The following is a 1,616-nucleotide window of genomic DNA, read 5'->3' as shown; positions in this document are numbered from 1 at the left end:
CTGCCGCGCACCCAGGTCCACATCGCCAGAACGATGGTGAAGGCCACCGCAAGCGACGCCCAGCCGCCCTCGAACACCTTCACGATGTTGGAGGCGAAGAAGCCGATGTCGATGAAGCCGAACAGCGCCGTCATGGCGACGGCCACCCACAGCCGCCATTTCCAGATGCGGGTCATGACGACGAACAGCAGCACCGTCGTCACCAACATGTTGCCGGTCACCGAGATGCCATAGGCAGAGGCGAGCTTGCTCGATTCGCCGAAACCGACGACCAGCAACATCACCGCCAACGCCAGCAAAACATTGACGCGCGGCATGTAGATCTGGCCCGACTGCCGTTCCGACGTGTGCAGGATTTCGAGGCGCGGCAGCATATTGAGCTGCACCGCCTGCCTGGTCAGCGAGAAGGCGCCCGATATGACCGCCTGGCTGGCGATGACCGTCGCCGCGGTTGCCAACACCACCATCGGGATCAGCGTCCAGCCTTCGTTCATCTCGAAGAATGGATGGCCGACGTGACCGTTCTTCGCCAGCACGAAAGCGCCCTGCCCGGCATAGTTTAGCAGCAGGCAGGGAAACACGATGGCCAGCCAGGCGAGCACGATGGGCTTGCGGCCGAAATGGCCGAGATCGGCATAAAGCGCTTCGGCGCCGGTGACGGCGAGGAAGATGGCGCCGATGGTGACGAAGGCGACATCGGGCGAATTGATCAGGAAGGCGACGATGTAGTGCGGGCTGACCGCCCACAGGATTTCGGGATCGGCGATGATGTGGTTCAAGCCCGAAAGACCGATAGCCAGGAACCAGACCGCCGTGATCGGGCCAAAGATCAGCGCCACACCGCCGGTCCCGAAGCGCTGCACCGAAAACAGGATCGCCAGGATGACCAGCGTCAGCGGCACGACGTAGGGCTGGAAGGTCGGGGTAACGACATTCATGCCTTCAACCGCCGAAAGCACCGAGATTGCCGGCGTGATGACGGCGTCACCGAAGAACAATGACGCGCCGACAATACCGATGGCCAGGATGATCGCCGAGCGGGTCGGGAAACTGCCGCGCGCCAGCGCCATCAGCGACAGCACGCCGCCCTCGCCTCGGTTGTCGGCTCTGAGCACGAACATGATGTATTTGATGGTGACGATAATCGTCAACGACCAGATGATCAGCGACAGCACGCCCAGAATATCGCCGCGCTCGGCGATTTCGCCGCCGGAGGACGCAACAAGCGCTTCCCGGAAGGCGTAGATCGGGCTGGTGCCGATGTCGCCATAGACCACACCGAGCGCGCCCAGCATCAGGACTTTGGTGCTGTGCTGTTCGATTTCGGGATGGCTCGATTGTTCGACGGGTTCTGCCTCAATACCAGCATTGGTAAGGGCCATGGACGACACTCCGATAAGCGCGCGGTGCTCTACGCTTGCTGCGATGCAATATCAAGTGCCGTGACGGTAGGGCTACCATGTTCCCAGCGCAGGGCTTGCCCCGCAATGACCGGTGCGTGGCGTCAAAGGCTGCCGGAAACCTCAGATCGCCACCTGCGTGCCGATCTCGACCACACGTCCGGTCGGGATCTGGAAATACTCCGTCGCATCGGCCGCCGAGCGGGCGAGCCCGAT

1 protein-coding gene is annotated in these 1,616 nt (G+C 62.3%); it reads right to left on the bottom strand.

Annotated features, from left to right (window positions below):
- Positions 1-1,382: KUP/HAK/KT family potassium transporter (locus tag NKJ18_RS32895; RefSeq protein WP_352761603.1), on the bottom strand; the 1,382-nt coding region annotated here is incomplete at its 3' end.
- Positions 1,383-1,616: the final 234 nt, after the last annotated feature.

It is taken from the genome of Mesorhizobium sp. M0217 (assembly GCF_040321955.1).
Classification (GTDB): domain Bacteria; phylum Pseudomonadota; class Alphaproteobacteria; order Rhizobiales; family Rhizobiaceae; genus Mesorhizobium.
Note: the sequence above shows the minus strand (reverse complement) of the source record. Positions and strands in the feature narration are given on the sequence as shown.